The sequence below is a fragment of the Vibrio sonorensis genome, from assembly GCF_001854765.1.
In the GTDB taxonomy this organism is placed as follows: domain Bacteria; phylum Pseudomonadota; class Gammaproteobacteria; order Enterobacterales; family Vibrionaceae; genus Vibrio; species Vibrio sonorensis.
Map to the genome: position 1 here is coordinate 295,101 of NZ_LJJE01000092.1, position 26,796 is coordinate 321,896.

The 26,796-nt window shown below is 44.0% G+C and carries 27 protein-coding genes and 2 pseudogenes; 20 read left to right on the top strand and 9 right to left on the bottom strand.

The window, feature by feature from the left end:
- Positions 1–94: 94 nt before the first annotated feature.
- From BLO31_RS17195 to BLO31_RS25250, 3 genes are all read left to right on the top strand, one after another.
- Complete coding sequence (locus BLO31_RS17195) at positions 95–760, top strand: hypothetical protein (RefSeq protein WP_070969518.1); 666 nt, start codon at positions 95–97, stop codon at positions 758–760.
- Between the two features lie 385 nt (positions 761–1,145).
- Positions 1,146–1,370 (top strand): hypothetical protein, encoded by a 225-nt coding sequence (locus BLO31_RS23605; protein WP_139159045.1) that lies wholly within the window; start codon positions 1,146–1,148, stop codon positions 1,368–1,370.
- 189 nt (positions 1,371–1,559) lie between these two features.
- Positions 1,560–1,904: a winged helix-turn-helix domain-containing protein gene (locus BLO31_RS25250; protein ID WP_070969521.1), complete on the top strand. Its 345-nt coding sequence runs from the start codon at positions 1,560–1,562 to the stop codon at positions 1,902–1,904.
- Between the two features lie 53 nt (positions 1,905–1,957).
- Here the strand turns inward: BLO31_RS25250 and BLO31_RS17205 are convergent, their stop codons facing one another.
- Complete coding sequence (locus tag BLO31_RS17205; protein WP_070969524.1) at positions 1,958–2,914, bottom strand: helix-turn-helix domain-containing protein; 957 nt, start codon at positions 2,912–2,914, stop codon at positions 1,958–1,960.
- Positions 2,915–3,180: 266 nt separating this feature from the next.
- Between BLO31_RS17205 and BLO31_RS17210 the strand changes: the two genes are divergently transcribed.
- From BLO31_RS17210 to yegD, 3 genes are all read left to right on the top strand, one after another.
- Positions 3,181–4,812, top strand: a complete 1,632-nt coding sequence (locus BLO31_RS17210; protein WP_175443248.1) for a methyl-accepting chemotaxis protein — start codon at positions 3,181–3,183, stop codon at positions 4,810–4,812.
- 114 nt (positions 4,813–4,926) lie between these two features.
- On the top strand, positions 4,927–5,142 hold the full coding sequence (locus tag BLO31_RS23610; protein ID WP_139159046.1) for a hypothetical protein: 216 nt from the start codon (positions 4,927–4,929) through the stop codon (positions 5,140–5,142).
- Positions 5,143–5,470: 328 nt separating this feature from the next.
- Positions 5,471–6,823, top strand: a complete 1,353-nt coding sequence (yegD, locus tag BLO31_RS17215; protein ID WP_070969532.1) for a molecular chaperone — start codon at positions 5,471–5,473, stop codon at positions 6,821–6,823.
- On the opposite strand, the gene BLO31_RS17220 is transcribed toward yegD, so the two are convergent.
- Positions 6,820–7,722, bottom strand: a complete 903-nt coding sequence (locus BLO31_RS17220) for a LysR family transcriptional regulator (protein WP_070969537.1) — start codon at positions 7,720–7,722, stop codon at positions 6,820–6,822. The two genes, yegD and BLO31_RS17220, sit on opposite strands and share 4 nt — an antisense overlap.
- A 103-nt stretch (positions 7,723–7,825) precedes the next feature.
- Here BLO31_RS17220 and BLO31_RS17225 point away from each other — a divergent pair, with 103 nt between their 5' ends.
- Positions 7,826–8,308: a GNAT family N-acetyltransferase gene (locus BLO31_RS17225; RefSeq protein ID WP_070969541.1), complete on the top strand. Its 483-nt coding sequence runs from the start codon at positions 7,826–7,828 to the stop codon at positions 8,306–8,308.
- Positions 8,309–8,468: 160 nt separating this feature from the next.
- Positions 8,469–9,083: a fumarylacetoacetate hydrolase family protein gene (locus tag BLO31_RS17230; protein ID WP_070969544.1), complete on the top strand. Its 615-nt coding sequence runs from the start codon at positions 8,469–8,471 to the stop codon at positions 9,081–9,083.
- Positions 9,084–9,130: 47 nt separating this feature from the next.
- Here BLO31_RS17230 and BLO31_RS17235 read toward each other — a convergent pair whose 3' ends face one another.
- The 3 genes from BLO31_RS17235 to BLO31_RS17245 form a co-directional block, all read right to left on the bottom strand.
- On the bottom strand, positions 9,131–9,445 hold the full coding sequence (locus BLO31_RS17235) for an AzlD domain-containing protein (RefSeq protein ID WP_070969547.1): 315 nt from the start codon (positions 9,443–9,445) through the stop codon (positions 9,131–9,133).
- The gene (locus tag BLO31_RS17240) at positions 9,442–10,158 is read right to left on the bottom strand and encodes an AzlC family ABC transporter permease (RefSeq protein WP_070969550.1); all 717 of its coding nucleotides are present in this window, start codon (positions 10,156–10,158) and stop codon (positions 9,442–9,444) included. The genes BLO31_RS17235 and BLO31_RS17240 overlap by 4 nt, the downstream gene beginning before the upstream one ends.
- Before the next feature lie 79 nt (positions 10,159–10,237).
- A complete protein-coding gene (locus BLO31_RS17245) occupies positions 10,238–11,086 on the bottom strand; it encodes an AraC family transcriptional regulator (protein WP_070969554.1) in 849 nt (282 codons plus the stop codon).
- Positions 11,087–11,294: 208 nt separating this feature from the next.
- Here BLO31_RS17245 and BLO31_RS17250 point away from each other — a divergent pair, with 208 nt between their 5' ends.
- Together BLO31_RS17250 and BLO31_RS17255 are read left to right on the top strand one after the other, a co-directional pair.
- Positions 11,295–11,939, top strand: coding sequence for a LysE family translocator (locus BLO31_RS17250; RefSeq protein WP_070969557.1), 645 nt, complete (start codon positions 11,295–11,297; stop codon positions 11,937–11,939).
- A 63-nt stretch (positions 11,940–12,002) separates the two neighbouring features.
- Complete coding sequence (locus BLO31_RS17255; protein WP_070969560.1) at positions 12,003–12,422, top strand: GNAT family N-acetyltransferase; 420 nt, start codon at positions 12,003–12,005, stop codon at positions 12,420–12,422.
- Between the two features lie 70 nt (positions 12,423–12,492).
- Here BLO31_RS17255 and BLO31_RS17260 read toward each other — a convergent pair whose 3' ends face one another.
- The gene (locus tag BLO31_RS17260) at positions 12,493–14,199 is read right to left on the bottom strand and encodes a phospho-sugar mutase (protein ID WP_070969747.1); all 1,707 of its coding nucleotides are present in this window, start codon (positions 14,197–14,199) and stop codon (positions 12,493–12,495) included.
- A gap of 429 nt (positions 14,200–14,628) precedes the next feature.
- Here BLO31_RS17260 and coxB point away from each other — a divergent pair, with 429 nt between their 5' ends.
- The 4 genes from coxB to BLO31_RS17280 are packed head-to-tail and all read left to right on the top strand — an operon-like array spanning position 14,629 to position 18,868.
- Positions 14,629–15,747 (top strand): cytochrome c oxidase subunit II, encoded by a 1,119-nt coding sequence (coxB, locus tag BLO31_RS17265; RefSeq protein ID WP_425425306.1) that lies wholly within the window; start codon positions 14,629–14,631, stop codon positions 15,745–15,747.
- Positions 15,744–17,387: a cytochrome c oxidase subunit I gene (gene ctaD, locus BLO31_RS17270; RefSeq protein WP_070969568.1), complete on the top strand. Its 1,644-nt coding sequence runs from the start codon at positions 15,744–15,746 to the stop codon at positions 17,385–17,387. The genes coxB and ctaD overlap by 4 nt, the downstream gene beginning before the upstream one ends.
- 12 nt (positions 17,388–17,399) lie before the next feature.
- Positions 17,400–17,987: a cytochrome c oxidase assembly protein gene (locus BLO31_RS17275; RefSeq protein WP_070969571.1), complete on the top strand. Its 588-nt coding sequence runs from the start codon at positions 17,400–17,402 to the stop codon at positions 17,985–17,987.
- Entirely contained in the window at positions 17,984–18,868 is an 885-nt protein-coding gene (locus BLO31_RS17280) for a cytochrome c oxidase subunit 3 (RefSeq protein ID WP_070969574.1), read from the top strand. The genes BLO31_RS17275 and BLO31_RS17280 overlap by 4 nt, the downstream gene beginning before the upstream one ends.
- Before the next feature lie 4 nt (positions 18,869–18,872).
- Here the strand turns inward: BLO31_RS17280 and BLO31_RS17285 are convergent, their stop codons facing one another.
- Positions 18,873–19,097: a DUF2909 family protein gene (locus BLO31_RS17285; RefSeq protein ID WP_070969750.1), complete on the bottom strand. Its 225-nt coding sequence runs from the start codon at positions 19,095–19,097 to the stop codon at positions 18,873–18,875.
- A 67-nt stretch (positions 19,098–19,164) separates the two neighbouring features.
- Here BLO31_RS17285 and BLO31_RS17290 point away from each other — a divergent pair, with 67 nt between their 5' ends.
- From BLO31_RS17290 to cyoE, 4 genes and pseudogenes are all read left to right on the top strand, one after another.
- Positions 19,165–19,827 (top strand): SURF1 family protein, encoded by a 663-nt coding sequence (locus BLO31_RS17290; protein ID WP_245688513.1) that lies wholly within the window; start codon positions 19,165–19,167, stop codon positions 19,825–19,827.
- Positions 19,811–20,356: a hypothetical protein gene (locus BLO31_RS17295; RefSeq protein ID WP_070969577.1), complete on the top strand. Its 546-nt coding sequence runs from the start codon at positions 19,811–19,813 to the stop codon at positions 20,354–20,356. Before BLO31_RS17290 ends, BLO31_RS17295 begins: the two co-directional genes overlap by 17 nt.
- A 15-nt stretch (positions 20,357–20,371) precedes the next feature.
- Positions 20,372–21,361 (top strand): COX15/CtaA family protein, encoded by a 990-nt coding sequence (locus tag BLO31_RS17300; RefSeq protein WP_070969580.1) that lies wholly within the window; start codon positions 20,372–20,374, stop codon positions 21,359–21,361.
- A 22-nt stretch (positions 21,362–21,383) separates the two neighbouring features.
- Positions 21,384–22,279, top strand: a pseudogene (gene cyoE / locus BLO31_RS17305) (heme o synthase).
- An 81-nt stretch (positions 22,280–22,360) separates the two neighbouring features.
- Here cyoE and BLO31_RS17310 read toward each other — a convergent pair.
- Entirely contained in the window at positions 22,361–22,867 is a 507-nt protein-coding gene (locus BLO31_RS17310) for a winged helix-turn-helix transcriptional regulator (protein ID WP_070969583.1), read from the bottom strand.
- Positions 22,868–22,967: 100 nt separating this feature from the next.
- Between BLO31_RS17310 and BLO31_RS17315 the strand changes: the two genes are divergently transcribed.
- Positions 22,968–24,185 carry a beta-ketoacyl-ACP synthase II gene (locus BLO31_RS17315; RefSeq protein ID WP_070969586.1) on the top strand — a complete coding sequence of 406 codons (1,218 nt, stop codon included), beginning with the start codon at positions 22,968–22,970 and terminating at the stop codon, positions 24,183–24,185.
- A 282-nt stretch (positions 24,186–24,467) separates the two neighbouring features.
- Entirely contained in the window at positions 24,468–24,686 is a 219-nt protein-coding gene (locus tag BLO31_RS17320; protein WP_070969756.1) for a DUF6500 family protein, read from the top strand.
- Between the two features lie 205 nt (positions 24,687–24,891).
- Here the strand turns inward: BLO31_RS17320 and dbpA are convergent.
- A pseudogene (dbpA, locus tag BLO31_RS17325) lies at positions 24,892–26,270 on the bottom strand (ATP-dependent RNA helicase DbpA).
- Positions 26,271–26,796 lie beyond the last annotated feature (526 nt).

Consider the following 26,796-nt stretch of genomic DNA (forward strand, 5'->3'; position numbering starts at 1 on the left):
GTTCCCAATAAAATATCCTTTTTGTTTGGCTATAAAAATTCTTTTTGGGCTTGGTTAATTTGTATTAAATCCCACAACTTACTAAGAGCTCAAAATGGTGAATGAAATTCCATATGTGAAGAAGAGAATACAAAATATCATTGTGATTATGACTGCTGTTTACATTATTGCTGCAGGAGGAGGGTTCGCTTATGTCATGAACTCATTGGATGACAGCCATCAAGCTATCGATCTGGCTTCTCAAAAAGTGATGCAAGTTTATAGTGTTGAAATGAATACCACTTGGGATGTTCGATTAAAACTGAAAGATCTGCTGTATAACTCAGGCTCTACGTTAAGCAAAGAGTCCTTTATCGAAGATGTAGAACTTTGGCATACAGGTATAGTTAAAAATTTTATCGATGATGGCTCAATACGTGCAGATAAAAGAATGGAAGTGATCAATGATTACTACTTTCACCTGAAAAACTCACCTAAACAACTCGGCAAATACCAAAATGGCGAAATTAATATTACTGAACTGAATGATTGGTTTGAACAAACCGAACACTCTGCGAATACGTTAGAAGATCTGCTTCAAGCATTTGTCAGAGAGATCAATAGCAATCTGACTATGACGCTCGATGAGGCTTATCGTTCCTACGAAACCATGGCCGTGGGATATTTAGTTTCGTTACTCAGTCTTATGGTGTTATTTGCAATGTACGCGTCTTCCTATGTTCGAAATACGATTTACGAAGGGTTTTCCTATGAGCTGTAACTCGTTGTGTAAAGATACACCCCCCTGAATGAAACACATTTTTATATTCATCACATCTAACTGCGAATGAAAGCGAAGTGATCACTTTGATAATCGGAAGACAATGTCACAATTTTTGGGAAAGAGCCGGAAAATGCTCTGTAAATTGTTAGGCAACAAATCTAAATTGAAGAGGCTTAGCAAGGTAGTAAGTGAACTTTGGCTTTGATTTATCCCGCCCTTCTACCGCTAGCAAAGAACAGAGACAATGAGGTTAGGTGGTAGGGAATTATGTGGGGTTCTAACCTTTATCTTATTGTTGCTGTTCTTACTTAAGAAAACCACTGGCCCTAGGCTGGTGGTTTTCTTTCATTGAAATATCGGAAAGTAATAAGGTTGATAAGTTATGTTGTCTCAGGGTTATGCATACTATTATCGAAGAGTCATGATCACTTTGGAGGACGGTTGTTATTGCAGTCACTTGTATCTCGATGATGAGCATATGGTTTTAAAGAAGTCGAGCCTTTACACACTGATAAAGCAGCTTGATAAGACCTTGGAACACGATATTGCTCCAGAAGACAGCCATAAACTAAGTCGAAGGGAGTATTTACAAACCGTAATATCATAAGGGGCTGATAAGTCTAATATTAAGATGCAGTCAGGATTATTTTATCGTTTATAATTAATAGGCATTAATATGGTTTTTATTTATTAATGCTCTTTTTGGTAGGTTAAGCCTTTCATAATATTAAAGTTGACCACTTCTTAATTAGATTAGAAGTGTTATTTACTTTAACAACAATAGCGACAGGTGGCCATGAAAATTACCCTAGATACCAACCGACACTTACTTTCGTCAGAAGCTAAGTCAATTTTGCTATCTGCTACAGAAATTGGCGTGCTCAACTCAATTTTAACTAACTATCCGAGTTCAAGTCATCGAGATTATATAGCAGACGCGAATAAAGCAAATGGACGGGCGATAACATACAATCATGTTAATGTTATCGTCCACTCGTTGCGAAGGAAGTTTAAATCAATTGGAATCGATAACATTATAATGACCGAACGAGGTATTGGTTATCGAGTAAATGACAAAATTAATGTGATTGAACGTCCTCAGGACCATAGCTTTATTCAAAAAATCAAACGATTAATATAGAAAGTTTGATATCCTAAATAGTAAGCGCCCATAAGTAAGGGCGCTTACTTTTATCAGTTTAACAGTGATTGATAATTAAGTATTTCACTTGTGATCGGCGCGTCAAAGTTAATTTTACACTCTGAGCAGTATTTTATTCCCTTGTTACTCGTGACGTCAGCAGCATCAATGTCTAATAACGTATAAGAATACCTTTTGTTCCGCCATTTCACTCCATTAAACGATTCAATTGGCATGCCTACACCTATCACCTTGGCATTGAGGTCATTGCAGTATATTGGAAAGTAGATACGAGACGTACAGGTTCGAACTAAGTTTCTTATATTTCTATTTTTTATTAATGTGTCGTAGATATATAACAACATATGTGCTCGTGCTCTGGCATCCATTGCATGTGAACAGGGAATAACCAGTGTATACTCTCTATCACTTTTCATGGTGTCGAAAGGCTTTATAAGTTGAACGAGATCTTTTAATTGAGTGTTGTGACTTTTACATTTTAAATAATCATTGTAATCAACAACGCCTGCAATCATATGCCCGATTAATTGTGAAGACGTTGAATAAATTAAGGTGCTGTTCACAACGGAACTTGGCATTTCTATTTCAGCTTTTAGATACTTATTGACGTAATGATTAATCGCATTTTTATAGTCTTCTATTTTTTCAGACTCAGTTAAAACCTTTACGTGCAAAATATCGTCAAGATCATAATATGGTTGGTGGTAGCTCCTTTCGCACACCTCGCGAGCATTGGTTTTTATAGGATGAGCACTTGGACAATCGCTACGGTGCTTAAGAATTTTTTCTTCGTCAATGTCTAGGCATCTCGCAATCAAAGACTGGCGTTTTGGAGATGGCGTGGTAATCCCTCTTTCCCAGCGCGATAGAGTTGTTAGGTTAAGAGTTGCAAAGGACTCCGAATATTCAACCAGTTTATCTAATAAGGTTTGCTGAGTCAGTCCATTAATACTCCTTCCCTGTTTTAATATAGAACTAAATAAAGTCATATTTATACCCTAAATTTTCGTTTGTTTGAGTTTTTATATTTGTTGTTATTGGTTAGGTTTAAGTCATGGTTATGTCATGCTTAGGTCAGGGGAATACAATATGTAATGCAATTACTAGCGTGTGTAGTCTTATTCCTACATATTTTAAGGAGGTTTCTTATATTTTTATAGGCAGGTGGTTTATTTATATAAAATACATTGCCGTTAATAAAAAAAGTTAATTGGTTACTATGGGTGCCACCTTATGTTCGTATGAGAATCTCAGTGTGAAAATATTAAATAAAGTAGCAAACATTAAATTAAGTAAGCAGATAGTGAGTATGGTGCTGATTTTATGTGCCTTGTTGTCGGCGTCGTCAACTCTGATTTTAATGAACTTAGATAAAGTCGCCTCTAATTCCGATCAGCGTATTGGAATGGCAGCGGACCACATTAAGAACGTCTATGAGTATGAAGTAATGTCTACTTGGAGGACTCGGCTTAGCTTTAGCAAGATGCTTTCTAACCGTATAACGCAAGAAGAGTTTGGTGATCAATTGCTTAATTGGCATAAAGGCATAGTTGAAGGGTTTATTGACGATGGAACGGCAGGAGCTGACAAACGGAAAGATCTGTTTGAAGCGTATTACCAAACCGTAGGCAAATTCGAGCACTACATAGATGGTTATAGTAAGTACAAAACCATCAGTAAACACGAATACGATAAGTGGTTAAACCAAGTTGACGGAAGTGCAAAAGCTTTGATTGGAGAGTTGGAGGCATTTACTCAAGAACTGAGTGAAAGGGTGGATGTCTCTCTTCAGTTTTCTGGTGAGGAGCGGGAAGTCGCGGTTGCCCAAGCGCTCGGTATTACCCTTACTTTGAGTATGATAGCCGCAATACTGTTTAGTCTGTACTTGTCCAAATTGAGTAAGCCCATTACTAGAGTCACTGAAACGTTAGAGTCCTTTTCTAACGGAAATTTGGTTAATGCACCGACCCTGTCTGGTAGTAGTGAAATTATATCAATCAGTCAGTCCCTCAAGAGTTTTAGAACAACACTTGCAACGTTAGTGAGTAACCTCAGAACTATAGGCAGTTCATTGAGCGTAGAAGGTCAAGAGCTGCAAAAGGTGGTGAATACACTGAGTGAAAATTCGAATAAAGAACTAGAACAAATCGAACTCATCAGCGTGGCTACAACTGAGCTCGCTAGTACGTCTAAAGAAGTCAGTGAGCAAGCGATTCAAGCAGAGGCGTGTGCAAGCCAAGTTGTGAATGCGATTGAAATTGGACAACGAGAGCTAGAGAACGCCAAAGAGAGTCGTCAATTGACGAAAGAAGCCGTGTTGACCAGCAATGATATCGTAGTCGAGCTGCACGAGTCTTCCAATGAAATCAGTAAAGTGGTCGATGTTATTCACAACATTTCAGAGCAAACCAATCTATTGGCGTTGAATGCGGCCATTGAAGCGGCGAGAGCTGGTGAACAGGGACGAGGTTTTTCGGTGGTGGCAGATGAAGTAAGAATGCTTGCTGCCCAAACACAGAAGTCAACAGAAAGCATTAAGGAAGTGATCAGTCGCTTACAGGAAAAGTCTTTTGTTGCGACGGAAGAAATCAAGAAAACCGTTGAGCAATTGGAAATCAGCTCTCAGGCGAATGAAGAAGCCGATCGCTCTTTTGAAAATATTATTAGCGAAATCGAAAACATCAACCATATCAATGCAATGGTTGCATCAGCTTCGTTGCAGCAGGCAAATGTGACGGGTGAGATCTCGCAAAATATCGTCCTTTGTTCGGACTCGATTAAAGCGACAGCAACCAGTGTATCGGGATTGGTAGAAAAAGCGACATCACTGCAAAGTTTGTCTGATCAACAAATATCAGAATTGAGTAATTTTAGCCATGATGAGTAAACAAAACTGTCATAGAGAGGCTCTATACTCTGCCCCGACTTTACTGAGAGGACGCAATCAAATGGACTACACAACGTTGTACAATATGGCAATGGCACTATTAGCTGATAAAGGTTGATTAAGTCCGAAGCTAAGGAGCTTATTCGTTGCGAAGTGCTTCGTTTTAACGTTTTTGATCTTCAAAGATTAGAAAAAGAAAATATCCGTTTTGGTGAAAAAGCGAAAACAGAGCTCTTACAGCGAATCAAACAAGAAAAACTGGCGAGTTATGTGCTTGCTTTAAAAGAGAATCAAGGTTCGTTGAACCTGTTAGTACCTGCGAGTTTGTAGGTACCTAACCAGTTTTCACAGACTCAATGGGAACAAGGAAGTTCCGTCCCCCGCTAACTTTGCCAAAGTGCTTCTCAAACACTTGCTTAATCTATATACTGCCCGACCTTTTTCTTTGCTTATCACTGCATAATCAAAGGATCTCAATATTCCATGAATAGCCTGTCGACTCGACTTTGCGAGCTACCTGCCCTCTTTAGTCTTCCAAAGACGTGGTGGCTGGAGTTTTCGATGGACAGCCTTAGGGCTTAGCGGCAAGTTGGTTGACGGCAGTAATAGTGACACATTGAAAACAGAGCACCCAAAGTTTTCACAATAAGGAGGAGTAATGGCGATAGGTTTTGATTATGGTACGGCGAATTGTTCCGTCGCTTATCTAGAAAAGGGCAAAGTGGTTCCGTTACCTATTGATGGGGAATCGCTTTACATAAGTTCGTCATTAAGTGCTCCGACGGCAGAGTCGGTGTCAGAATATCTCTTTCGATGTTTGAACATATCACCCAGTGACAAAATCGGTGAAGGCGTGTTGCGTAGAGCGATTAATACCAATAAGGATTTAGGTATTGACGTGGGAGATGAGGATATCAAATTTGGACAAACCGCTTTAGATATATACCTTGAAGATCCTAAAGACACTTATTATGTCAAATCCCCCAAATCCTTTTTAGGCGTAGCGGGTCTTCGCCCAGAGCAGTTGTCGATATTTGAAGATCTCGTATGCGCAATGATGTCAAACATTCGCCAAGCTTGTGTGAAACAGATTGGAGAAAAAGCCAATCAAGCGGTAATTGGCAGGCCGGTGAACTTTCTCGGGCGGGGCGGTGAAGAATCGAACGCTCAAGCTCAAGGGATCTTAACAAGGGCGGCAAAGCGCGCAGGTTTTGAACAAGTGGAATTTCAGTTCGAGCCAGTAGCCGCAGGACTAGATTTTGAGGCGACGCTTCGAGAAGACAAAAACGTGTTAGTCGTCGATATCGGCGGGGGAACGACTGACTGCTCGATGATTCGAATGGGACCTTCGTGGCTTGGTAAAAAAGAGCGGCAATCCACTTTACTTGGCCATACAGGGCAAAGAGTTGGCGGTAATGATCTGGATATCCATTTAACCTTTAAAACCTTTATGAAAGAGTTTGGGTTTGGTTCTAAAAAGCAATCAGGTTTAGAGATGCCGACTACGCAATTTTGGAATCCAATCGCGATTAACGATGTTCAAGCTCAGCGCGCATTTTACGCCCTGGACAACTACAAAGTTTTGAAACAGCTTTACAAAGACGCCACAGAACCTAAAAAGCTGGCGCGCTTGATGTTGCTTCACAATGAAACTTTAGGCCATGCCTTAGTAAGGCAAGCAGAACAGGCCAAGATCCAGTTGGCAAGCGTTGAAGAGTTTGACGCACGTTTAGATCTTATTCACGAACAGCTAGCAGTGTCTGTCACTCAATCTGAACTTGAAGAGGCGATAGCGACACCGACCGAAAAAGTGAGTCAGCTCGTCAAGGAAGCCGTAAAGCAAAGTAACATTGTGCCAGATGTCATCTACATGACAGGAGGTTCAGCCCGATCCCCCATTCTGAGACAATCGGTAAGCTGCATTTTGCCAAACATCGAAATTGTCAGTGGCAACTACTTTGGTTCGGTGACGGCCGGTTTGGCGCGATGGGCGTCCGTCTGTTTTGATTAACATTGATGGAAGCGCGAAAACTCGTCGATAAACCAATTTAACTTATCGGATTTGTCGCGAGTTTTATGCCAATAAAGTTTCAGTTGATAGTCTGGAACTTGCAAAGGTAAATCGCTGAGCAAAATGGGCAAGCGGCTACTTATGTGACTGGCGTAAAGTGAAGGCATGGATAGCAAATAAGTGGTGTCAGGGAGAAAATGAGCAGCGGCTAATACACTGTTCATTTTTAAAGCGATATCGCGTTTCTTCTTCACCTTGGCGAGAGATAGGTCAATGATGCCTCTGGATTCATTCCAAGGGGTCACTAAAATGTGCTGATAGTAAAGAAAAGCCTCTAACTGCAAATCTCCCTGCTCAGGGTGAGATTGACATCGTGCACTGACATAAGAGTCGGTCAACCAGATAAGACTCGATAGTGCTTCGCTCGACTCTTGTTGATGAGCAAACCCGCACACCAAATCTACTTCTCCCTCCTTTAGCGCTAGTTCAGGAAGCCTTTGTTCCAACTGGACAAACTCAATATCGACACTAGGAAATTGGCGACTTAAATAGGCGACAAATTTGCGCATACACCAAGAAGTATAATCAGTGACAGCGATACGGAAGGTATGCTTGTCACTGGCGGTAAAAGGATGCGAGGTTTCAATTCCGTTTTTGATAGCGTTGAACGCTGGGACGATATCGGCGGCAAGTTGGTTCGCGTATTCACTGGGCAACATCTGATTGTCCACTCGCACGAACAATTCGTCGTTGAGTCTCTCTCTTAAACGGGTGAGGGCGTGACTGCATGCAGACTGACTTAGGTTGAGCGCTTCGGCGGTCTGCGTCACTGAGCCAGTTTGGTATAAGCTTACAAAAAGTTTGAGCAAGTTAAGATCTAGGTTTGAAAAATTAATCATGTACGACCTTCATTTGATGTGTGAATACAATGCACTTCATTCATATGATTATTCCTTTTACACTTAGCTTTGTACAGTTAATACATCTAGAGAGACGTAACGGATGACCATTTCCATTAGAAAAGCGACCAAAGCCGATGCACCAACCATTTTGAACTTTATTAATGAGTTGGCCATTTACGAAAAAGAAGCCGATTCGGTTATTAACACTGTTGAGCAAATAGAAGAGCGGTTGTTTGGTTCAGAAGTACATGCTCATGGTTTGATTTGTGAATATCAGGGTGAAGCGATTGGTTTTGCCGTTTACTTCTTTAACTATTCGACATGGGTAGGAAAGTACGGATTGTACTTAGAAGACCTATATATCACTGAAAAACAAAGAGGAATAGGTGCGGGCAAAGCGCTCATGAAGCATCTTGCACAAATTGCGGTAGAGAAAGATTGTGGTCGCTTTGAGTGGGCAGTTCTTGACTGGAACCAAAAATCCATTGAGTTTTATGACAGCATTGGCGCCAAACCTCAAAATGAGTGGATCAGCTACCGCATGGATGGCGACACGCTCATCCAGTTTGCTGAGCAAGGCTAAGCGAGCACTGACTTATAAAGCACGTCATGCCTTAATAAAGGCTAAGTTAAAGCAAAATAAGATCCCCGACTCACTTTAATCATTGAAAGCATAGTTTTTATTTTCTTGATACGGGTTTTGGCTAAAATCTGTTCTCCAAGCGAAGGTCAAGGAAGAGAATATGCAAACAGTGAGAGTCGGGGAGTATTCCGTTGCCCCATCAAAAGTGGTATGTGTTGGTAGAAATTACCTAGAGCATATCCACGAACTGAGCAATGCTGTTCCTTCAGAAATGGTCATCTTTAACAAACCTTCAACGGCCATCACTCATACATTGACCGCCTACCATCAAGAACCGCTCCACTATGAAGGGGAAATCTGCTTTGTCGTCAAAGACGGAGCCCTGAATGCAGTTGGTTTAGGACTAGATTTAACCAAGCGCACGCTACAAACAAGTTTAAAAGAGCAGGGTTTACCGTGGGAAAAAGCCAAAGCTTTCGACGGTAGTGCGGTGTTCAGCCGCTTCGTTCCCCTTACTGATATCCCTCTAGAAAGCTTAGAAATAGAGCTTTTTATTAACTGCGTTCGAGTGCAAAAAGGCGGGGTGAAGCAAATGATGTATCCGCCACTCGTCATCTTAGATGAAGTGTCGAGCTATATGACGCTGCAAGACGGCGACATCATTATGACAGGAACGCCAAAAGGTGTCGGTGAAATTCACCGCGGTGATGTTTTCCTAGCGCGTTTGAAAAGCGATGAAAAAACTTTGATAGAAGTCGAGTGGCTAGCTGAGTAAAAGAGGTAAGCCTAAGGCGACGTTCGCTAGGCTCAACTTCAAAGCGACTAGGTTAAGTAGTAGTTTAAAATCAAAAACGCTCCCATGCTGACCAGAGTAGTCAGTAAAACATTTTTAGTGAACCATGCCAAAAGTGCAGCCAAGATAGCCCCCAGAATGTACGGGTTCGCGGGTGACAACCAGAGTTCGTTCTCAGGTAGAAAAACAATGGGTGCCCAAATGGCGGTTAGTACTGCAGGGCTGGAGTATTGCAGTAATCTCTGTACTTGAGCGTTTAATCTGAGCGGTAATTTAGGCTCTAAGAACAGGTAACGACTGGTGAAGACTAACGCGGTCATGGCAAGAATATACAACAGAGTCATGACTTTACTCCTTTCTCTGTAACAAAGCCCGCCAACATTCCACCTAAACTGGCAATGATGAGTCCCCCCTCAATGTTGAAATGGGCGCAAAGTACCGATAAAGCTAAAGAAACAGCCACGGCAGTGATCACGGGATGGCCCTTGATATTGGGTACCACAATCGCAATAAATGTCGCTGCAACCGCAAATTCAAGACCGAGCTCATTCATGTTGGGAATGTATTGACCAGCAAAAATGCCCACTAAGGTGGCTGCATTCCAACAGAGATAAAAACTCAATCCAGCGCCGAGAGCGTACCAAGGTTGGAACTGTTTTTCTGATTGATGCCCAACAATAGCGAACAGCTCATCGGTGAGTAAAAAGCCCAAAGACAAGCGCCATCTAAGCGGCATGTAACGTACTTTCTCTCTCATAGAGACGCTGTAAAGCAGGTGACGTGAGGTTATGAAAAATGTCGTGATCAACATAGTCATTAAGCTAGCACCCGCCTTGAGCATACCCGTAGCCACCAATTGTGCCGAGCCAGCGAAGAGAATAGCGGAGAGCGCTTGGCTTTCCCACATACTTAACCCAGATTCAATCGCATACGATCCGGCCAGTAGACCCCAAGGGATGACAGCAATACTAAGTGGAGTCATCGCAACACAGCCTTGCCAGAACAACTTCCCCCTTGGAGATGAGTTTGGTATTGAGTTCAATGTTTGAGTTTCCATGTGAATCACAACGGTTGATGAAGAATGTCTTTAATCTAGTTGTGATAAAAGTGTTTAGATTGCACAAAATTGCGCTAAGTTACAGACGAAGCTTATCAGCGGATTGCAAAAATTGCTTAGGTGTAATGCCCATTGCTTTTTTAAAGTGGCGATGGAAATGGCTTTGGTCGTGAAAACCAGCTTCCATTGCAGCACTGGCAATCTTATGACCGCTTTTCATTAACGATTTTGCCTTTCTCAAGCGACTTTGGATTTGGTATGCATGAGGAGGAAAACCAAAAGCCTTTTGAAATTGTCTCACCATGTAAAACGGACTAAGCCCCGCCAGTCTAGCTAGCTCCTCAAGAGAGACATCCGCTTGGGGGAAATCATCTAGAAACTCTTTGACACGATGCAAGCGTTGGGCGGTACCCGTCACTTCCAGTGGGGCTTTTTTAGTTCTTCCATGTCGGCTGATTAATTTAACAAGCGTACCGTAGACCAGAGTTTCTCTTAACAAGCGATTGTCTGATTGGGACAAGGTTTCAAAGACCAGTCTCAGTTGCATTGCGAGCTCGGCATCGTAGACCACCGGATCAGGAAAATAGGGAATACCAGAGTTGGCCATACCCAAGTCACGGGTAATTTCGGCAAACTGCTCAGGGAGGGGATACATCGCTTTGTAAGACCAGCCACCTTCTGTGGCCGTCTGTCCACTATGTACCTCATCCGCGTTGACTAAAATGATGCTGTCTTGAGGGGCGACATGATTACCCCCAGTGCGATAAAACTGTTGTGCTCCCTGCTCAATAACTCCAACGGTATATCCTTCATGGCTATGGCGAGAGAAGTTTTGGTTTTTATAACTGGCATCCAAAAGCTCAAGGCCACCCAGCTCGCTGGCAATCTGAAATCGCGCTTGTTCCTTCGCTGGTTTTTTCTGAGTCATCTCATGCCTTTGCCATTGAGTGTGGTGCTGAAGATTCAGTGTAACGCATTCGCTATCACTTTTTTTGTACAAAATTGCCCATTAAACGATGAATTTTTATGGGTAAAAGTTTATTGATTGAAATTAAATCAATTAAATTGGTTTTATATTGAAATTTTTTCATGTTGATCGGACAATCGCGCCCCTGTTCCCGTTCCCGAAAAAACGAATGATTGATCTCTCTATCCTGCCACTGTATTTGACGGCAGTTATCGCTCTTCTCCTATTGCCTGGGCCAGATATGCTGCTTATCGCTAGCTCTAGTATTAATTACGGAAAACGAGTGGGTATTTTTGCCAGCTTAGGCAATGCGACCTCTGGCATAATCTTAACCCTATTAGCGGCCTTGGGTGTATCCGCACTGATCGCTATGAGTCCTACCGCGCTCTTAGTGCTAAACATTCTCGGTGGGGCGTATCTGATGAAGTTAGGTTGGGGCTGTATTCGAGCGCAAGCAGAACAGGCACCGTCTATGAACAGCGGTTCGACAATGGCAAAGTCTTTTTATCAGCGCGCATTGTTAAGTAACCTTCTCAACCCTAAAGCTCTGGTCTTTTTTGTTATGTTTTTACCCCAGTTTGTGTCTACTGCGATCGACGCAAGTTCGGGTGAACAGATGCTAGCTTTAGGTTTGTTATTGAATGTATTGGGTTTGTTGTTTAATCTCTTGCTGGTTGCTTTGGTGGGCCTGTTAGGTAAGCCCCTGTTGGAGAGCCCGCGTTTTCGCATGTACCAACACAAGGTGATGGGTGTTGTTTTCTTTGGCTTAGCGGTTTGGGTGTTAAGTTCGATCGATATTTCACATTTGCTTTAAAGAAATAGGCACTAGCCAAAAAAACTATCTCACTCGATATGATCATTTCAGAAAGGAGTCCTTATGAGTATTGAGCTCGTTGCATCGCCGGATAAAGCGATTAAAGATACGATTTACAATGAGTTAAAAAGCTATAACATGCGCCACCTCCCTGCAGAGGATGTCGTAGAATACGCTTGTGTTCACAAGGATGAATCAGGAAAGATAACTGGTGGACTTACCGCAGAAATCTACACCAACACTTGTTTTATCGAATATCTTTGGGTGGATGATAGCTTACGTGGTAAAGGTGTAGGTAGCCAGCTTGTGAAAGCGATGGAAGAAGAAGCGAAAACCCGTGGAGTTACCCACTTGTACTTAGATACTTATACCTTTCAGGCAGAAGGCTTTTACTTAAAGTTGGGCTTTGAAGTGGTTGGTAGATATCGCGGCTTCCCGACCGCGGGCGTCGATAAGATTTTCCTGCAAAAGGCGATTGTTTAAGCACAGACAATATAGCCTTCACGCTGTACCCAAGATAGAAGCCCAGCTCATTGAACTGGGCTTTGTTAGTTTACAAACTCTCCTGATGCTCGGAGATGAGTTTATCCATGGCTACTTGAGCGCGTTTTTGCGCTTTTTCAAAAGATTCCGTCTGCTCAAAGCTTTCAACTACTTCGTAGTAACACTTGATCTTAGGCTCGGTACCGGACGGTCTAACGATGACACGCGCACCCCCTTCAAGGTGATAGATAAGTACATCGCTGGCAGGCAAAGCAATAGCATCGGTGTCACCTGTTACCATATCAAAGCGCAAAGACGCCTTGAGATCTTCAATGACTTCAACCTTGCGATCCGCTATCACTTTTGGCGGTTTGGCTCTGAGTTGATCGCCAATTGGTGGTGTATCTGGTGATAGGGCGATGCTTCGCTGTGCATTGACATAAAATCCATGTTCTCGATACAAGGTTTCTAACTTGTCCCAAATAGTCTGGCCTTGGCTATAGATCTCCGCGGATAGTTGAGCAAAAGCAACCAAAGCAGACAAGCCATCTTTGTCCCATACGGTATTTCCTATGGTGTAACCAAGCGCTTCTTCGTAAGCAAATAAAAAAGGTAAGTCATCGGTTTGCTTGTGCATGGCGACATTAGTGAGCCATTTAAATCCAGTTAGTGTTTGGTAATATTGCGCTCCGTGGACGCGAGCAATTTTACCCAGCAGGCTAGAAGATACGATGGTGTTGCCAACTAGACTAGGAGCTTCGCCATTTCTTTCTAGTAGATACTGAGCAAACAAAGCGCCGACTTGATCACCCGTTAGCATTTTGTAGCCACCTTCGGGTAAGCGAACGGCAGCGGCAAATCGATCCGCGTCGGGATCGTTAGCGCAAGCAAGTTGAGCGTCTACCGAATCTGCTAGTTCTACTACCATATCCATGGCTCCCGCCTCTTCAGGGTTGGGGAAGTTTACGGTAGGGAAAGTGCCATCTGGTTCTCTCTGCTCTTTTACGCTCAAGACATTTTTAAATCCAGCGTCGTGCAGAAGTGTTTCTGCCATTTTCGCGCCTACGCCGTGCATAGCAGTATACGCAATGGTGATCGAAGAAGGGTCGGAATCACCGGCTAGAAGTTCACTATTACCTAGGGTCTTGCGATAGGATTGATAGTAATCTTCTCCTAGCCACTCTAACAAACCATGCGAATGAGCATCATCTAGCGACATAAGGGGAATGGCTCGTGTCGCGGCAATGTCAATTTCTGACGCTATACCGAGATCATGGGGTGGAATGATTTGAGCACCATTTTCCCAGTACACTTTGAAACCGTTGTATTCGGGAGGATTGTGACTAGCGGTCACAACCACAGCGGCCGCTGCGTTAAATTTTTCAATACCAAATGCAACGATTGGTGTAGCTGCGACATCATGAGTTAGGTAAACCTTGATGCCTAGTGCTGTTAATACTGATGCCGTGTCATGGGCGAACTGTTTAGAATCGGTGCGACCGTCATAGCCTACGACAACACCGCGTTTGCACGCTTTATCAACAGTATCGATAAGATAATGGCCCAGTCCAGCAGCCGTCTCTTGAATCACTAATCGATTCATTCGATTGTAGCCGCAACCCACTTTGCCACGCAGCCCTGCCGTGCCAAATTCTAATCTGGTTTGGAATCTGTCTTTCAACTCGTCTTGCATGTTCTCATCGACCAGATATTGCAGTTCTTCACGAGTACGTGGATCTGGGTCGCGTTCTAACCATTGAGAAAGGATGTCTTTCATCGTCATTACCTGTTTGTTCTTTGTTTTAGGATGATAATTGATATTGATTATCATTAGCGAGAACGCAATCGCTAAAACTCACTAAATTCTCTTGTTAAGTTTAGAACCCATTGGAGGGTTCGTCGCCTTGATCGTGCCATTCGTTTTACGTCCTGATTAATAGGCAAAAGACACAAGGCATTTAGATCGGTACATAAAATGTACTGGTACTTTCTTGCACATTCTAAAATCCTTAACTAGTTTTTATTAACATTAATATAACAAAATGTAACAAAATCGCGATATTAGGGAATGTGTCGTGAAACCTTTATCTACTAAGGCTGTAGCACTTTTCTGCCTTGAGAAGTAAAGGACACTTGTGAGTGCACTGGGCAAGGGAGAAGTCTTTTGAAAAGATTACTGCTTTTTCTTTGGCTATTAACGGATCTTATGTTTGTCGGATTTGCTGCGCCAGCTATCTCTGCTGAACAATCCTTTAATATGACCAAAGGGGTCACCTCGATCAGCGAGCAGGTCTATGACCTTCACATGCTGATCTTCTACATCTGCTGTGTTATCGCCCTTGTGGTGTTTGGTGCGATGTTTTATTCCATTTACCATCATCGCAAGTCGAAAGGTGCGGTGGCCGCACATTTTCACGAGAGTACCAAAGTCGAAGTCATTTGGACGGTGATCCCCATTCTCATCCTGATCGGCATGGCTATCCCCGCGACCAAAACCTTGATTGCGATGGAAGATACCTCTCAATCTGACCTGACAATTAAAATTACCGGATCTCAATGGAAATGGCATTACAGCTATTTCGGCGAAGAGGTGGAATTTTTTAGTCTTTTGGCGACCAGCCAAAAAGCGATCGATGGTGTGGAAGAAAAAGGCGCTCACTATCTACTCGAAGTTGATGAGCCTTTGGTGGTTCCCATCAACAAAAAGATTCGCTTTCTACTGACTTCCGACGACGTAATTCACTCTTGGTGGGTTCCTGATTTTGCGGTCAAAAAAGACACCATACCCGGTTTTATCAACGAGGCTTGGACCAAAATCGACAAGCCCGGCGTCTACCGAGGCCAATGTGCCGAGTTGTGTGGTCGTGCTCACGGCTTTATGCCTGTAGTGGTCCACGCAATGGAAGAAGCGGATTACGAGCAATGGTTAGCAGATAAAAAAGCTCAACTTGCCAAAGCCAAACAAGAAGCCCAAGCGGCGTTGGGAAGTTCATTATCTATGGAAGAGTTGGTGGCATTGGGCAAAGAAGTATACACCCAGCGCTGCGCAGTATGTCACCAAGCGAATGGGGCAGGTATCACCGGAGCCTTTCCTGCTATTACTGGTAGTCCCGTTGCTACTGGCGATGTTAATCAACACATCGATATTGTCGTCAATGGTCGAGCAGGGACGGCAATGCAAGCTTTTGCCAATCAGCTTAGCGATAAGGAAGTCGCGGCGGTAGTGACCTATCAGCGAAACGGTCTAGGAAACAAGGTCGGTGACATGGTTCAAGCCGCCGATGTCAATGCATTTAAGTTGCAGGGTGCGGGGGAAGAAAAATGAGTATCTCCAAACAAGATTCATCAAAGTCGGCGCCAGTAACCGATGCTGAAATGGGTGGTGCAAACAGCACTGCAGTTGTGGATGACCATCACGAGCACCATGCCCCAAGTGGTATTTCACGTTGGATCTATTCGACCAACCACAAGGATATTGGCACCCTTTACTTGTGGTTCAGCTTTATCATGTTCCTGGTTGGTGGTGCGATGGCCATGGTGATTCGTGCGGAACTTTTTCAGCCGGGTCTTCAGCTAGTCGAACCACAATTTTTTAATCAAATGACCACAGTTCATGGTCTTATTATGGTGTTTGGCGCTGTCATGCCAGCGTTTACGGGATTGGCCAACTGGATGATCCCCATGATGATTGGCGCGCCAGATATGGCATTGCCGAGAATGAACAACTTGAGTTTTTGGATCCTTCCGTTCGCATTTTTGATATTGCTATCGTCTCTGTTTATGCCCGGTGGTGGCCCAGATTTTGGTTGGACCTTTTACGCGCCGCTTTCAACCACCTATGGCCCTGATAGCACGGCACTTTTTGTCTTCTCCGTTCACATTATGGGTATCAGTTCCATCATGGGGGCAATCAACGTGATTGTGACCATAGTAAATATGCGAGCACCGGGAATGGGCTGGTTCAAAATGCCAATGTTCGTTTGGACTTGGTTAATTACGGCTTTCTTGTTGATTGCGGTCATGCCTGTTTTGGCAGGTGCGGTAACTATGGTGTTGACGGATAAATACTTCGGTACCAGTTTCTTTGATGCTGCAGGTGGCGGCGACCCCGTTATGTTCCAGCACATTTTCTGGTTCTTCGGGCACCCTGAAGTGTACATCATGATCTTGCCATCATTTGGGATTGTCTCAGCGATTATTCCCGCGTTTAGCGGTAAAAAGCTCTTCGGCTACCATTCTATGGTGTATGCCACTTCGAGTATTGCATTGCTCTCGTTCCTCGTGTGGGCTCACCATATGTTTACAACGGGGATGCCGGTATTTGCCGAGCTCTTCTTTATGTATTGCACCATGTTGATTGCGGTTCCCACTGGGGTAAAAGTATTTAACTGGGTTGCGACTATGTGGCGAGGGGCACTGACTTTCGAAACCCCTATGCTATTTGCTATCGCATTTATCGTCTTGTTTACCATAGGCGGTTTCTCTGGATTGATGCTCGCGATTGTGCCAGCGGACTTCCAATACCACGACACCTACTTTGTGGTAGCGCATTTCCATTATGTACTGGTTTCTGGTGCTGTCTTTTCTATTATGGCAGCGGCATATTATTGGCTACCCAAGTGGACTGGCCATATGTATGACCACAAGCTGAGTTTATGGCACTTTTGGTGCTCAGTGATTTCAGTGAATGTCTTATTCTTCCCAATGCATTTTTTAGGGTTGGCGGGAATGCCGCGAAGAATTCCAGACTACGCCATTCAGTTTGCTGACGTTAACCAGATTGTGTCGATTGGCGGTTTTGCATTTGGCTTGTCTCAGCTGATTTTCTTATGGCTGGTTATTAAGTGCATTCGCGGTGGTGAAAAGGCCAAAGCGAAATCTTGGGAAAGAGCGGAAGGGCTTGAATGGACAGTGCCCAGCCCAGCGCCACATCACACCTTTAGCACGCCGCCCAAGATTGATTAAAGGGGATATGGCATGGAAGCGAAAAAGTCTAATCGACCCTTAACACTTAAATTGGTGGGAGCGACGCTTGCGATGTTTGGTTTTGGGTATGCCTTGGTGCCCTTATACGATGTGATGTGTGAAGCATTGGGTATCAATGGAAAAACAAGTAATCAAGCCGCAGAGCAGCCATCGGGGTTAACGGTAGACAAATCTCGAACTGTTCGAGTTGAGTTTATCGCGCACCAAAATGCGTCTATGCCGTGGGAGTTTAAGCCGGAGACGACCGTACTGGACGTTCATCCGGGGGAGGTAATAGAAACCGCCTATCGCGCTTTCAATCGCTCCGATAAGACCATCATAGGCCAAGCAGTCCCTTCGGTCTCTCCGGGTATGGGCGCAAGCTACTTCAACAAAATTGAGTGCTTTTGCTTCAACAGACAACCCTTGGATAGTCAGCAAACAGCTGAACTGGGGCTCATTTTTTACATTGAGCCCGACTTACCGAAAGAGATACATACACTGACCCTTTCTTACACCCTCTATGACATCACCAGTAAAGAAAGCGCAGATATTAAGGTGGCGAAAGCGACCGAACGTGCACAGGGAGTGACACCATGAGTATGAAACCTCCATCCTATTATGTTCCACCGCAAAGTAGCTGGCCTATCGTAGGGGCTGTTGCGCTGTTTTTGGTCGCGGTTGGGGCAGGATTAACCGTGCAGACCATGGAAGAAGGCGGAGCCGCCAATGTGTTTGGCAAAGTGATTTTGACGGCGGGCTTTATCTTCTTGCTCTACATGTTAGCGGGATGGTTTAGCAATGTGGTGTCGGAATCCATGTCTGGCTTGTATTCAAAGCAGCTTTCTCGCTCGTTTCGACAGGGAATGAGCTGGTTCATCTTCTCGGAAGTGATGTTTTTTGGCGCTTTCTTTGGTGCGCTGTTCTACGCGCGTATGATTTCGGTGCCTTGGTTAGGGGGAAGCGGTAACAACGAAATGACCCATGAGGTGCTTTGGCCTGCTTTTGAAGCCATATGGCCACTGACCCTTACCCCAGCGGGAGACACCACTCTTGCCATGAGCTGGCAAGGGATTCCGTTAACTAACACTATTATTCTGCTGATATCGTCAGTTACTCTTCATTTGGCTCATACGAGTCTGGAGAAAAACAGACGTATGGCGCTTATCGTCTGGTTAGAGATCACCATAGTACTTGCCGCATTTTTTCTTTATTACCAAGGCGTTGAGTATATCCACGCTTATCAGGATTTAGGGCTGACCCTTCAATCGGGCGTCTATGGCAACACTTTCTTCTTACTGACTGGATTTCACGGCTTACACGTCTGTTTGGGGACTCTGTTCTTAATCGTATTGCTATTTAGAATTGCCAAAGATCACTTTACACCAAAAGACCATTTTGCGTTTCAGGCAGGCAGTTGGTATTGGCATTTTGTCGACGTGGTTTGGTTGTGCTTGTTTGTTTTTGTCTATGTGCTCTAACCCGTTAATAAGGGCGGCTATTGGGTTCGATAAACCCGCTGAGAAGTGCAACAACAAGTAGAACAATTGCGAGGGCAGAGAGAACAACACGACGACCGAGGAAATGACTCATAGAGTCGGCTCGTTCTTCCTCTTCGTCCCCAGTTACCATTTCGAACAAGGCTCGGACCAGGTTAAAAATGATAAACAGCAGTAATAGAACAAGTACCAACTTAAACAAGAATACCATTGCTTTCTCCTATGGGATTGTATGGTTTTGTTTGTTCGTGTTGTTAACTGTGGGTGGAGTTTTTGCGTTGGTCAAACTGGGTTTGTGGCAGCAAAGCCGTGGTTATGAGAAACAGATACTAGAAAATCAACTAAAACAACGTGCTAGAGCGGAGGAAATTTCTTTAACAGAATTGCCAGACCAAGGTTTTGTTACTGGTATCAAGGTCAAAGCTAAACTCTCGCCTCTTGCTGGTTACTACTTGTTGCTCGATAACCAAGTACACGAAGGCAGAGTGGGTTACTTGGCCTATCAGTTAATGAAAACCGAGCAGGGCAAGCTACTCTTATTAGAGAGAGGATTTATTAAAGCACCGCTCTCTCGATCGAAGTTACCCGAAATTGATTGGCTACAACAAACGACGAATTTTAGCGGAAGGATCTACCAAAAGTCTCGCAACCCACTTAGCGACAAATTGAGCCCAGAACCGGGTGACGTAACGCGAGTGCAAAATCTTAATTTAACAAGGCTGGCTAAGTTATGGGGTCTTGAAGTGGAACCCTACATTTTTCAGCCGCAGCAAGAAAACTGGCCGTACGCGCAACCTTGGCAACCAATACCAATGGAAAGCAAAAAGCATTTTGGCTATTCATTTCAGTGGTTTGCAATGGCGACTGCACTCCTATTTCTAAGCGTATTTGTTGCGTTTAAATGGTTTAAAAGAGGACAGAAAAATGGACGCCAAAGTTAAAGGAAGACTCACTCTATTGGCACTGGTTTTGTTTTTCGCCATGCCAGCGATTGCCGCTAAGGTGATCCTCAATCAGAACTGGTATCAATCTGGTGTTACCAACAAAGGCACCTTGATTGACTCAGGAATTACCTATCAAACACTTGGGGTTGCCAACCCTTATCACCAGCAGAGTTGGCAGTTAGCCTATCGCATACCAGAGGTTTGTACCGAGCTTTGTCGACAGCAACTTCACTTGCTGCAGCAAAGCCATATAGCACTGGGAAAGTACCAGCAGCGAGTTACCCCAGTTGTTTTAGTGACACCGAAAAGTGACTTGTCAGTTTTGGCACAAATTCCGTTTGCTACCATACCGATTAACGATTCCTTTTCTGAATTAATCGATGAAGCAGAGTATTTAATCGTCGATCCTTTGGGGCAGCTCGTTATGCGCTACCCAAGTACAGAACAAAGCGAGCAGTTACCTTTGCAAACTAAAGGATTGCTTGCGGATTTGCGAAAGTTATTAAAACTTTCCCGAGTAGGTTAAGGCGAGGAGGCAGCAATGAAACTACTCATCTTGGTTCGACTATGCTTGTTGCTAACCTTGACCGTTATCGTGCTGGGCGCATATACCCGTTTAGCTGATGCTGGGTTGGGATGCCCCGACTGGCCGGGATGTTATGGTCAGCTTGGCGTACCAAACAGTGCACAAGAACTCGCCAATGCTAAGACGCTCTATCCCAACCTAACCGTTGAATCAGAGAAAGCGTGGTTAGAAATGATTCACCGATATTTTGCGGGCGCGCTTGGTCTACTGGTTCTGTTTATTAGTGTGTGTTGTGTGGTTCAAAAGCGAATGTCTCCGACATTACCTGTTTTGACCGTATTCACGATAGTGTTTCAAGCGCTGTTGGGAATGTGGACCGTGACCATGAAGCTTATGCCAGTGGTGGTGATGGGGCATTTATTAGGTGGTTTTACACTGCTTTGCTTAATGAGTGTGATTTATTGGCGTTTAAATGCGAATCAAGACATTGTTGACCATTCATATGTCACCCCAATGTTTCGATTACTCTCCGTTGTCGCCCTCATCACCATTGGTCTACAAATAGCACTCGGCGGTTGGACGTCTTCTAACTACGCTGCGTTAATGTGTACTAACTTACCGGTATGCGAAGGTGATTGGGTGAGTCACCTCGACTTTAAACACGCTTTTCAGTTGATACAGCCAGTTCAGGAAAGTTATGAGTTTGGCACCTTAGACTATGGCGCGAGAATGACGATACACGTCACTCACCGATTTGGCGCGTTTGTCGTTGCCGTGTTGGTGAGTTTTTTGGTTTTCCAATCTTTTGAACAAGGTGATAGAGAGATCTCTAAAGCGGGCTGGTGGGCGTTCGCGTTTTTAGTTGTGCAGATCGCACTTGGCATAAGTAATGTGCTTTTTAGCCTCCCACTACCAGTGGCGGTGGCTCATAACTTGGTTGCTGCACTATTACTGGTGAATGTACTTTACATCAATTTCTTGGTTTGGCATCCAGCAGAAGCATGAGTTTAAACAAGGAAGGTGCGCGATGAGTAAATCCATTAGCTTATCTAGCTCAGGCGAAAGGTCTAAGTTTCAGCACTATTTTACTTTAACCAAACCTAAAGTAGTGGCGTTAATGCTGCTTACAGCTTTGGTTGGTATGTGCTTGGCCGTACCAGCGCAGTTGCCATTGCAGCAAGCCGTGCTTGGAGTATTGGGCATTGGCTTAATGGCATCATCAGCGGCAGCATATAATCATTTGATTGACCGAAGAATCGATTCATTGATGGCCCGTACCTATAGAAGGCCCTTGCCTTCAGGGGACTTATCTCCAGTTAAAGTCTTCTTATTTGCCAGTGCGTTAGCCGTTGTGGGATTTGCCATATTAATCACGGGTGTTAATGCCTTAACGGCTTACCTGACAATGGCTAGTATGCTCGGCTATGCAGTGGTTTATACCTTGTACCTCAAACGTGCAACGCCACAAAACATAGTAATTGCCGGCATTGCAGGCGCAATGCCGCCGCTTCTTGGCTGGACAGCGGTAACCGGAGAGCTGCATTCCAACGCTTGGCTATTGGTGATGATCATCTTTATATGGACACCCCCCCATTTTTGGCGCTGGCTATCCATCGCAAAGAAGATTATGCCAAAGCAAACATACCCATGTTGCCTGTCACCCACGGAGAGGAATACACCAAAACCTCGATTCTCTTGTACACCATCTTGCTCGCGGTTATTTGCTTGCTTCCAGTGCTGGTTGGAATGAGTGGTTTGTTTTATTTAATTACCGTGACTGCGCTAAGTGCGGCATTTATTATCAGTGCATGGAAGCTTAAATATACACCGCAGCCTGACACCGCTATTAAAACCTTTAAGCTGTCCATTTACCATCTGATGTTGCTGTTTGTTGCGTTACTGGTGGATCACTATTTCTGGTAGAGCGTTAAGCAAAAAAACATGAGGCGGGCTTGAAGAAGAGAGCGTCACGCTTTTTCAAGCCTTTGAACAAAGCGCGCTGGGTTATGCGTCTTCACTGTTTTTCGCGATCCATAACTTAAAATCTTGCCAGTGTTGGTAGCGTTCATCTGACATGCTGGGTCCCCGTAAACCAGTGACATCTTTAAAGTGCAGCGGCTGTTTACAGTGAGTGCATTGCAAAGCGGGCTCGGTGATCTCTCCGCACAAGTTGTGCTTAAGCATAATTGGGGGCTGGTTTTCGTAGTGCCACTTGTCGCCCCATTGCATTATTGAAAGAAGGATTGGTTCTAGCGCCAGACCTTTTTCTGTCAACTTGTAGAAATGACGGTTCGTTCCGGTTTCGCACTTCTCTATTACCCCCTCTTCTAGCAGCGTAGATAACCTATCGACCAACACCTTTTTTGAAATGCCTAGGTTTTTCTGCAATCCATTAAAACGATTGTTGCCGAGAAAAAGGTCGCGAACGATCAGCAGAGTCCACCACTCGCCGAAAATATTCAAGCTCCGAGCAATGGAACAGTTCATTGAAGAGAAATCGGAACGCTTCATCAGCCTGCCTGTTGTATAAAAATTTAACTGGTTGGAGTGGATTATACCCGTAAAATCGATCTAGTATGTGGTCTCTTAAAGAGACCTTAAGGAAAGTAGTATGCGTCGTGTTGTTGTTACGGGAATGGGTGTCGTTTCAAGTATCGGAAACGACTTAGCAGCGGTGACTCAATCACTTAAGTTGGGTCGTTCGGGCATTCGTTATCAAGAAGAATATGAGAGAGCTGGGCTTCGTTGCCATATCGCGGGGAGCATTGAAGGCTTGGATTTAAAAGAAAAAATTCCTCGCAAGCAGCTTAGATTTATGGGAGAGGCAGCGGCATACTCTTATGTGGCCGCTCAAGAAGCGATTCAAAATGCAGGTTTAACTCCAGAAGATATGCAGAACCTTAAAACGGGGTTAGTGATGGGTTCTGGTGGAGCATCAACAGAAGACATTGTGGTCGCAAACACGCTGCTAAAAGAAAAAGGAATACGAAAAGTTGGCCCTTATCGCGTGACTTCGACAATGGGAAGTACAGTGTCAGCATGTTTATCAACGGCACTAGGTATCAAAGGTATGAACGTATCTATGTCGTCGGCTTGCTCTACCAGTGCCCATTGTATCGGTTATGGTGCAGAGCTGATCCAATGGGGAAAACAAGACAGAGTAATTGTCGGTGGGGGAGAAGCGGAGCATGTAACACAAAGCTGCTTGTTTGATGCGATGGGAGCATTTTCCACTCAATACAACGAAACGCCAGAACGAGCGAGTCGTCCCTATGATGAACATCGCGACGGCTTTGTTATCGCTGGCGGCGGTGGCGTGTTGATTTTAGAAGAGTACGAAATGGCTAAAGCGCGCAATGCAACAATAATCGCAGAGTTGGTTGGGTTTGGTACCGCATCGGATGGATACGATATGGTCGCGCCGTCAGGAGAAGGGGCGACAAACGCGATGAAACTGGCGATACAAGAAGCGCAACGCCCGATTGATTACGTAAATACCCACGGAACTAGCACACCCGCTGGAGACATCGTTGAGTTGGAAGCCATGGATACAGTATTTGCAGAGCAGGGCTATCCAATTTTTTCCTCTACTAAATCGCTTACCGGCCACTCATTAGGCGCGGCTGGTGTGCATGAAGCCATATACAGTTTGATTATGCTGTCTCAAGGTTTTGTCACGGCCTCTGCCAATATCGACAACGCCGATCCGAAAGTAGGTAGCCGACCCTTAGTTACCTCGCGCATCGACAGAACGCTTAAAACCGTTATGAGTAATAGTTTTGGTTTTGGCGGCACTAACGTGAGTTTGGTGTTTAGTAAAATAGATTAACAAGTGGGTTTTGCTTAGGGGCTCAACAATAGGTTGAGCCTTTTTTTTATAGGTTTAACTTAGCCTATATAGTGACGTTAAATCAATATTTTACAATTAGTTAAGTTAACGTTTATTCTAGTTAACAAGTATACGTGTTTTAGTGATTTACTTTTGTATTTTGCACATGAGTTAAAACAGGACGCGGATTTAGAATTTTTGAAACTGACGGCAAGTATCGCTTTTATTCTGCTTGAATCTAACTTGATGCGGTGCTTTGCAATCACAATTAGGGTGTTAAACATGCGTGATTCTTTAAGGCGTAAGGTAATCGAAGTCTGCCAAAAGAAGTTGGAACAAAAGGGAGAAAACGTTGGTGTATCCTTTTATGCTTTTTTCGCTAACAAAAATGATGACCCAGAGTTATTGATGGAAGCCGCAACGTGGTGGATTCAGACACACAAACTCGACCATTTTGAGAAAGCATGGAAGATTAAAGAAATGGTGGAGTCGGGTGAGTAATGAGTTTAAGGATAAAGTGACCACGTCAACACACACCTCAAGAATTGAAAGACGCTTGTTTCTATGATCCTTGCGGAAACTATATCCAATTGGCGCAAGAGCAATAAGGTGTGGAGGCAGGGTGTATTACAAAGCGACTTGAAGTACAAAGCGGCTTGAAGTCTTCAAACTTAACTTCAAGCCATTGAGTCAAGGGGTTAGGGTGCTACTTGATAATCCTTGCTTTAAACTGACGGCCTTTCATCTTGCCATCTTGAAGCTGTTTTAAAGCGCGTTTCACTACATTTTGCTCAACGGCGACGTAGGCCACCATTGGCATGATAGTGATCTTGCCGATTTTTTTCCCATCGATACCCGCTTGTTTGGTTAGTGCACCAAGAATGTCACCAGCACGTACTTTTTGCTTTTTTCCGCCAAGTATTTGAATGGTCTGCATGCGTGGGTAAAAAGGCCTTTCCACTGGCTTTTCTGGCAGAGTGGATGGGGTAATGGCGATATCCATGTATTCGTCGATACGAGCGACGCGATACGCTTCTTTCTCGTTGTAGAAGCTGTAAGCCGCGCCTTTTGAACCTGCTCGTCCAGTACGACCGATACGGTGAACGTGTACTTCAGGATCGCGTGACAACTCGAAGTTAAATACGGCGTCAAGGTTATCGACATCTAATCCGCGGGCTGCGACGTCGGTGGCAACCAAGATAGAAATACTCTTATTGGCAAACATAGTTAACGCTTGATCTCGCTCGCGTTGTTCCATATCGCCGTGCAGTTCGATAACACTAAACCCGCGGTGCGCCAATTCATCGGTAACGTTTTGCACTTCTTTTTTCGTATTGCAGAACACCACGGAAGATTCGGGTTTGTGTGTTAGTAGCAAAGCTTCAAGGGCATCATCGCGTTGCTCTTTGTTCTCTAACTTGTAAAACTCTTGGCGAATCGTACTCGTCTGGTGAGTGGACTCCACTTTAACCATCTGTGGCTGCTGCATAATGTTAGCGGCGATAGCTTCGATCTCTTTTGGAAAAGTCGCGCTAAACAGCAAGGTTTGGCGATCTTTAGGTGCATGAGCGATGATGGTATCAAGGCTTCTTGAAAGCCCATCTCTAGCATTCTATCCGCTTCATCGAGCACGAGCGTATTGAGTTCATCAAGATTGATTCTATCTTTTGTCAGATGATCCAAAATACGGCCCGGTGTACCCACCAAAATATGCGCACCATGTTCCAATGAACCAATTTGTGGACCCATTGGCATTCCACCGCAAAGTGTCAGAACTTTAATATTGTGAATGCCGCGAGCTAAAGTGCGGATCTCCTTGGCCACCTGATCGGCGAGTTCTCTTGTTGGGCAAAGAACAAGTGATTGTACTCGAAAACGTTTTACATTCAGGTTGCTAAGCAAACCCAGAGCAAAAGTTGCTGTTTTCCCCGATCCAGTTTTTCCCTGACCAATCACGTCTTTGCCTTCCAGAACCGCTGGTAAACTCTGTTGCTGAATGGCCGTCATAGATGTGTAGCCGAGTGAGTCTAATGTCGAAAGCAACTCAGTTTTAAGTGGCAATGTTGAAAAAGAAGCGTTAGTCACAAGCGTGTCCTTAGTATTGGCGCGTTTTGCAGGCTGCGTATTATGCCTTTTTCCCAATATTTATAAAGTAAAACCGAACGGCTAACAGACAAAGTTATGCGCTGCTATGGAAGGCGGGTGATACACCTAACAAGAGAAAGAGAGAAACACTCTATTTTATATTTCCCTACAGCGCGATTCGATGTTGTCCATCTAACCTTACCTCGCTAATTTATAGAAAAATTAGTGTGACTTATCTCTATTTCAATATTGTCGTCACTATTGCGTTTCGATCGGTTTATTTGTCCTTTGGTAGATGTTTTTATGAAAGGGTAGGGCTATAAAATCATAATCTTATGGTTTATTGTGGAGTTGTTTTGTTATGTTTTTCGCACATAATCAAACAGGTGTAATTTAAAATTTACACGTCATGTAAAATGTAAAATATGCAGAAATATTGCCTTTTAATAAAAATAGTGCTTGCGCCTTGGGTTTTTAATAGATAAGTTACGGGAAAGAGACAAAAGAACCAATGAACATTGTTTCA

Excerpts from the sequence above, each read along its gene's own strand:
- BLO31_RS17255 (WP_070969560.1), top strand. The coding sequence starts at position 12,003 with ATGAGTATTGAGCTCGTTGCATCGCCGGATAAAGCGATTAAAGATACG.
- ctaD (WP_070969568.1), top strand. The coding sequence starts at position 15,744 with ATGAGTATCTCCAAACAAGATTCATCAAAGTCGGCGCCAGTAACCGAT.
- BLO31_RS17310 (WP_070969583.1), bottom strand. The coding sequence starts at position 22,867 with ATGAAGCGTTCCGATTTCTCTTCAATGAACTGTTCCATTGCTCGGAGC.
- BLO31_RS17240 (WP_070969550.1), bottom strand. The coding sequence starts at position 10,158 with ATGGAAACTCAAACATTGAACTCAATACCAAACTCATCTCCAAGGGGG.
- BLO31_RS17320 (WP_070969756.1), top strand. The coding sequence starts at position 24,468 with ATGCGTGATTCTTTAAGGCGTAAGGTAATCGAAGTCTGCCAAAAGAAG.
- BLO31_RS17315 (WP_070969586.1), top strand. The coding sequence starts at position 22,968 with ATGCGTCGTGTTGTTGTTACGGGAATGGGTGTCGTTTCAAGTATCGGA.
- BLO31_RS25250 (WP_070969521.1), top strand. The coding sequence starts at position 1,560 with ATGAAAATTACCCTAGATACCAACCGACACTTACTTTCGTCAGAAGCT.
- BLO31_RS17225 (WP_070969541.1), top strand. The coding sequence starts at position 7,826 with ATGACCATTTCCATTAGAAAAGCGACCAAAGCCGATGCACCAACCATT.
- BLO31_RS17205 (WP_070969524.1), bottom strand. The coding sequence starts at position 2,914 with ATGACTTTATTTAGTTCTATATTAAAACAGGGAAGGAGTATTAATGGA.
- BLO31_RS17230 (WP_070969544.1), top strand. The coding sequence starts at position 8,469 with ATGCAAACAGTGAGAGTCGGGGAGTATTCCGTTGCCCCATCAAAAGTG.
- BLO31_RS17280 (WP_070969574.1), top strand. The coding sequence starts at position 17,984 with ATGAGTATGAAACCTCCATCCTATTATGTTCCACCGCAAAGTAGCTGG.
- BLO31_RS17220 (WP_070969537.1), bottom strand. The coding sequence starts at position 7,722 with ATGATTAATTTTTCAAACCTAGATCTTAACTTGCTCAAACTTTTTGTA.
- BLO31_RS17235 (WP_070969547.1), bottom strand. The coding sequence starts at position 9,445 with ATGACTCTGTTGTATATTCTTGCCATGACCGCGTTAGTCTTCACCAGT.
- yegD (WP_070969532.1), top strand. The coding sequence starts at position 5,471 with ATGGCGATAGGTTTTGATTATGGTACGGCGAATTGTTCCGTCGCTTAT.
- BLO31_RS17260 (WP_070969747.1), bottom strand. The coding sequence starts at position 14,199 with ATGAAAGACATCCTTTCTCAATGGTTAGAACGCGACCCAGATCCACGT.
- BLO31_RS23605 (WP_139159045.1), top strand. The coding sequence starts at position 1,146 with ATGTTGTCTCAGGGTTATGCATACTATTATCGAAGAGTCATGATCACT.
- BLO31_RS17300 (WP_070969580.1), top strand. The coding sequence starts at position 20,372 with ATGAAACTACTCATCTTGGTTCGACTATGCTTGTTGCTAACCTTGACC.
- BLO31_RS17245 (WP_070969554.1), bottom strand. The coding sequence starts at position 11,086 with ATGACTCAGAAAAAACCAGCGAAGGAACAAGCGCGATTTCAGATTGCC.
- BLO31_RS17250 (WP_070969557.1), top strand. The coding sequence starts at position 11,295 with ATGATTGATCTCTCTATCCTGCCACTGTATTTGACGGCAGTTATCGCT.
- BLO31_RS17275 (WP_070969571.1), top strand. The coding sequence starts at position 17,400 with ATGGAAGCGAAAAAGTCTAATCGACCCTTAACACTTAAATTGGTGGGA.
- BLO31_RS17195 (WP_070969518.1), top strand. The coding sequence starts at position 95 with ATGGTGAATGAAATTCCATATGTGAAGAAGAGAATACAAAATATCATT.
- BLO31_RS17295 (WP_070969577.1), top strand. The coding sequence starts at position 19,811 with ATGGACGCCAAAGTTAAAGGAAGACTCACTCTATTGGCACTGGTTTTG.
- coxB (WP_425425306.1), top strand. The coding sequence starts at position 14,629 with ATGTTTGTCGGATTTGCTGCGCCAGCTATCTCTGCTGAACAATCCTTT.
- BLO31_RS17285 (WP_070969750.1), bottom strand. The coding sequence starts at position 19,097 with ATGGTATTCTTGTTTAAGTTGGTACTTGTTCTATTACTGCTGTTTATC.